Origin of the sequence: Kitasatospora sp. NPDC057738, from assembly GCF_042798815.1 — a bacterium.
Lineage (GTDB): Bacteria > Actinomycetota > Actinomycetes > Streptomycetales > Streptomycetaceae > Kitasatospora > Kitasatospora lactacystinica.
In genome coordinates, this window is record NZ_JBHVJT010000081.1 from 40,782 (window position 1) to 45,955 (window position 5,174).

A 5,174-nucleotide genomic window follows, 5' to 3' on the forward strand; every position below is an offset into this window, starting at 1 on the left:
TCCTCCCTTCTTCCCCCCCCCAGTCTCCCCCCCCCCCTCCCCCTCCCCCCTCCCCTGTGTATCCGCTACAGCCCAGCCCACCCTTGGCCCCCCCCTTCCCCCCCCCCGCGCCCGTCCCGGCGCCGGAGCCCGCGCCCGCTCCGGCGCCGAAGGTCACCGACCTCCCGGTGGGAACGGGACGGGTCCGGGTGCCGGCCCGCCGCTTCGAGAAGCACGTGCGGACCATCGAGCAGATCTTCGACGAGACCAGCTTCCGGGAGGTCCCCGGCGAGCTCCTCACCCCGGGCACGCGCATCGAGACCTTCGACCGGACGCCGTACCGGCTGCCCAACGGGCACGGTTTCTACAACCGGCCGGAACGCCGCGAGGGCCTCTACTTCCCCAAGCGCGACGGCGCCGGCACCGTCGTGCAGTGGAACAAGACCTGGATCGCGGACAACGACACCTCGTACAAGGTCTTCCTCTGCTTCGACGGCCGTTACTTCATCGACCAGATGGACATCACCTGGGCCGACGGCGAGAAGGGCTGACGCGGGATCCCGCCACGGCGCGTCGGGCACGGAACGTCCGCGGTGAACCGCCTGTGCCCCGGCGCGTGGATCGCCCAGGGGAGCCGACAGGTCGAGGGTCGGCTCCCCGGGGACGGGCGGGAGGTGCGAGTCGCCCGGGGTCCTGTACTTCAGGAGGGCGCCCCAACCGGCCCGGAGGCGATGCCGATCACTCGTTCGAGTGATTGGTGGGAGGTATTCCCCCGGGATGATCGCGGTGAGGTGAGCATGTCTCTGACACCCAGTCAGAAGCACTGCCACGAAAGGCGGGCACAGCCATGTCCATCGAAGGAACCCCGGAGACCCCGTTCGCGCTCAGCGCCGAGGACCTCTCCAGGCTGGAAGCGATCCGCGAAGCGGTACTGGACCCCTCGCCGCGCCGGATCGGCCGCCTCGACCAGTGGGGCCTGGCCGACGAGTACGAGACCTACGCGGAGATCGCCGAGTACCGCGAGCTCTCGATCGCCATGGCGGACGGGACGATGATCGACGCGGCGCTGAGCATCCCGCGCAACCTCGCGCCCGGACAGACCTGTCCCGCGGTCGTCATGCCCGCGCCGCTGATCGGGATCGGCCGGAAGGCCTACCTCGGCATGTTCCCGCGCTGGGCGCTCGGCGGCTACGCCGTCCTGGCCTACAGCCAGCGCGGTCTGGCCGAGTCCGGCGGCGAGATCCACGTCGCCGGTCCGCAGGACGTGGCCGACGGGACCGAGATCATCAACGCGCTGGTCCAGATCGACGGAGTCGACCCGGACCGGATCGGGTTCTTCGGCTCCTCCTACGGCGCCGGAACCAGCCTGCTGGTGGCCGCGCAGGACCCGCGGGTCAAGGCCGTGGCCGGCACCAGCGCCTGGGGCGACCTGTTCGCCTCGCTGTACGAGAACGGCACCCGCCACCTGAAGGCCTTCGAGGCGCTCGTGCAGCTCTTCGGCGAGGACCGCTGCTCGAAGGAGTTCCGCGGCGTCATCGAGAAGATCCGCAACAACGTCGTCGACGACGAGGTCAGGGAGTTCGCGGCGGTGCGTTCGCCCCGGACGCACCTGGACGCGTACAACGATGCCAACACGCCGATCCTGCTGACCACCGCCTGGCACGAGACGATCTTCTCGGTGCCCGCCGTCGTCGACCTCTTCAGCAACCTGACGAGCCCCAAGTCGCTGCTCGTCCAGATCGGCGACCACGGCAACGGCGAACTCCCCGGCCTGTTCGGCCTCGTCTCCAAGCCCACCGAGATGGCCTACCGCTGGATGGACCACCACCTCGGCGGCAACGCGGGCGACGGAGCGGCGCCCCAGTTCGGCATCCGCTCCGAGTACATGCACAACCTGCTGTCCGAACTCCGCCACGAGGACTGGGAGAGCTACGCCCTGCCCCGCAGGCGGTTCCACCTCGCCGCCGCGGCCGCGGGCCACAGCGAGGCGCGGCTGGCCGAGGGGCAGCCGCAGTCGGGCTGGGCCCGCTCCGTCAGGGCCACCGGGCGGGACACCGAGGTCGTCGTCGCCCCGAAGCTGGTCCAGACCGGCCTGGCCGAGCGCCTGGGCCGGCCCCACGTCTACGGGACCGCCGAGGTCGACCGCGAGCTCGCCGCGATCTGGACCACCGCGCCGCTGGAGCAGCCCATGCGCGTCCAGGGAGACGTGCAGCTTCGGGTGACGGTGAAGCCCCGGGCGACGGACGCCACGATCGTGGCCTACCTGCTGGACTGCGACCCTGCCACCGGCCAGGCCCGCATCATCACCCACGCCCCGTACACCCTCACCAACGAGCAGGCCGGGCAGGCCACCACCGTGTCCTTCCCGCTGCAGCCCGCCCACTACGCCCTGGCCAAGGGCCGTGTGCTCCAGCTGGTCATCGGCACCCACGACCAGTTCTTCGCCGACGCCAACTCCACCCCCACCAGCATCGAGTTCACCTCGCCCCGGGGTGCCGAGTCCTACCTCGACATCCCGCTCGGCACCCTGGACTGACGCCCGCGCCCCGCAGGGCGCCACAGCCGGAACGGCCGGTCCGCCCAGCGGCGGACCGGCCGCCGGTTGTTCGGCGTTTTGTTCAATGACCGAGGACCGAACCAGAACAACCCCGGTGCGCTACACCAGTAGCGCACGCCACACCCGTGTCGTGCGCGGGACCAGGACCGTGGGCCGCGACAGCGCCGGACACCGGGAGAGTTCACCAGATGACGACGCTCTGCATCGCGAACAACCGCACCGAGGAGATGGTCGGGGACCTCACCGGGGCGACGCCGCTGGAGCAGCTGTTCGCCGGGTGCGGGGCACAGCGGATGCTCTGGTGGGCCGAGGACGGCGACGTCCTGGTGCTGCCCTGGGGCCCCGACCCGGAGTACCTGGCGTACGTCGCCGGGCTGACCGGGGTGCGGGCCGACAGCCTGACCTTCGTGGTGCCGCCGCCGGGCGTCCACGGCGACCAGGCGCTCACCACCGACCGCCTGGTCGACCCGGCCTTCCTCGCGGAGCTGCGCCGCGTCCTGGACGGGCGCACCGTCGACGAGGTGCTGGCCGTCTCGCCGAACGGCGCGGTGGCCGGGCTGGCGGCCGCGCTCGGCCTGGCGCACGCGATGCCCGGCCTGCCCTTCGCCGCGCAGGGCGGCAACGCCCTGGTCAACAGCAAGGCGGGGTTCCGGGCGCTGGCCGCCGGCGTCGGGGTGCCGATCCCGCCCGGGACGGTGGCCGGCTCGCCGGCCGAGGTCGAGGCCGCCGTCGAGCACCTGCTGGGGCAGGGGCACAGCGTGATGCTGAAGGTCGAGTACCAGGCGGGCGGGCTGGGCAACGAGATCCTCGCCCGGGACGAGAAGGTGGAGGCGGTCGGCGCCGAGCGGGTGGTTCCGCTGCCGGACCGGGCGGCGGTGGCCGCGTACGTGGCCGAGCGGTGGACCTGGCTGACCGGCGGGCGCGGCCAACGGGTGGTGGTGGAGCGGTACTTCCCCGACTGCGCGCCGTTGTACGCCCAGTTCCTCGTCGACGACGCGGCCGTGGTGCTCGCCGGCTGCGGTGAGATGGTCATGCGGCCGGTGGTGGTCGGCGAGATCACCCCGCCGGTCACCCCGGACGCGGGCGCCCTGGCCGAACTCGTCGAGCAGGGCGCCCGATTGTGCGAGTCGCTGCGGGTGATCGGCTACCGGGGCACGGTCAGCGCGGACGCCGTGCTGACGCCCGGGGGCGAGATCTACTTCCACGAGACCAACGGCCGGCTCACCGGCTCCAGCCACCTGCACGACATCTTCGCCGCCCGCCTGCTGCGCGAGGAGCACCGCGGCTCGCGCCACCTGCTGGAGCTCGCCGGCCTCAAGGTGCCGTCCTTCGCCGAGGCCGTGGCGGCGCTCGGCGCGGCCGGGCTGGCCTTCGACCCGCGGACCGGCACCGGCGTGCTGTACAGCAACGACTTCGGGCCGGCCGACGGCTCGGTGATGTACTGCGTGGTCGCCGAGAGCCCGGAGGCCGTCCGCGCCCTGGAGAGCGCGCTGCTCGCGCTGTTCGCCGGATGAGGCCCGGGGCGGGCGTGGACGACGCGACCGAGATCGAGACGACCGTGAACGAGACGACCGAGATCGAGACGACCGTGGAGGAGACGACCGTGGGCCAGGCGGAAGCGGAACGGGACGGGAAGGGGATGCGCGCCGCGCTGATCCACCGCTACGGCGGGCCGGAGGAGCTGTGCATCGAGACGGTGCCGGAACCGGTGGCCGGGCCGGGCCAGGTGCTGGTGGACGTCACCCTGGCCGGGCTCAACTACGCCGACCTGGAGATCCGCGCCGGCGAGTACCTGCAGCTCCCGCTGCCGCTGGTGCTCGGCGTCGACGCGGTCGGGCGGCGCCGCGAGGACGGCCGGAGGGTCGTCGCGCTGCTGCGCACCGGCGGCGGGTACGCCGAGGCGGCCGTCCCCGAGGCGGCGCACACGGTGGAGGTGCCGGACGGCGTGGACGACGAGCAGGCGCTCGCGCTGCTGGAGCAGGGGGCGACGGCGTACGGCGCGCTGGTCCTGTCGGGGCGGCTTCGGCCGGGCGACGCCGTCGGGGTGTCCGCGGCCGCGGGCGGGGTCGGTCACCTGGCGGTGCAGCTGGCCAGGGAGCTGGGGGCGGGCCGGGTGGTCGCCCTGGCCTCCACCCCGGAGAAGCGGGAGTTCCTGCGCTCGCTGGGCGCCGACGCCGTGCTGGACTCCGAGGATCCCGACCTGGGCGAGCGGCTCGCGGAGTCGGGCGGGCTGGACCTGTTCGTGGACTCGGTCGGCGGCCGGGTGCTGCGCGCCGGGCTGGCCGGACTGGCACCCTTCGGGCGGCTGGTGTCGGTCGGGGCGCGGGAGGGCGTGGAGGACGGCTTCACGATGGGCGACCTGACCGAGCGCTCGGCGGGGGTGCAGGGCTTCTGGCTCAGGCACGTGCTCACGGACCGGGCGCTGTTCGAGAGCATCGCCGACCACCTGTTCCGGCTCGCCGCCGAGCGGCGGGTGGTGGCGCGGATCGACCGGACCGTGCCGCTGTCCGGGGTGACCGCGGCGCACCGGGCGATGGCCGCGCGGCAGACCATGGGCAAGGTGCTGGTGGACGTCCGCCGCGAGGCGTGAACGAAGCGCGCGAGGGGAGGGCGGCCGGCCGACCGCCCTCCCCTCGCG

4 protein-coding genes are annotated in these 5,174 nt (G+C 73.2%); all 4 read left to right on the plus strand.

Annotation, left to right across the window (positions count from 1 at the left end):
• Positions 1 to 167: 167 nt before the first annotated feature.
• A complete protein-coding gene (locus tag ACFVGO_RS32895) occupies positions 168 to 530 on the plus strand; it encodes a hypothetical protein (protein WP_380635749.1) in 363 nt (120 codons plus the stop codon).
• Between the two features lie 296 nt (positions 531 to 826).
• A complete protein-coding gene (locus tag ACFVGO_RS32900) occupies positions 827 to 2,515 on the plus strand; it encodes a CocE/NonD family hydrolase (protein ID WP_380635751.1) in 1,689 nt (562 codons plus the stop codon).
• A 209-nt stretch (positions 2,516 to 2,724) separates the two neighbouring features.
• Positions 2,725 to 4,050: a peptide ligase PGM1-related protein gene (locus ACFVGO_RS32905; RefSeq protein WP_359906772.1), complete on the plus strand. Its 1,326-nt coding sequence runs from the start codon at positions 2,725 to 2,727 to the stop codon at positions 4,048 to 4,050.
• Between the two features lie 14 nt (positions 4,051 to 4,064).
• Positions 4,065 to 5,126, plus strand: a complete 1,062-nt coding sequence (locus tag ACFVGO_RS32910) for a zinc-binding alcohol dehydrogenase family protein (protein WP_380635754.1) — start codon at positions 4,065 to 4,067, stop codon at positions 5,124 to 5,126.
• The last annotated feature ends 48 nt before the right edge of the window (positions 5,127 to 5,174 follow it).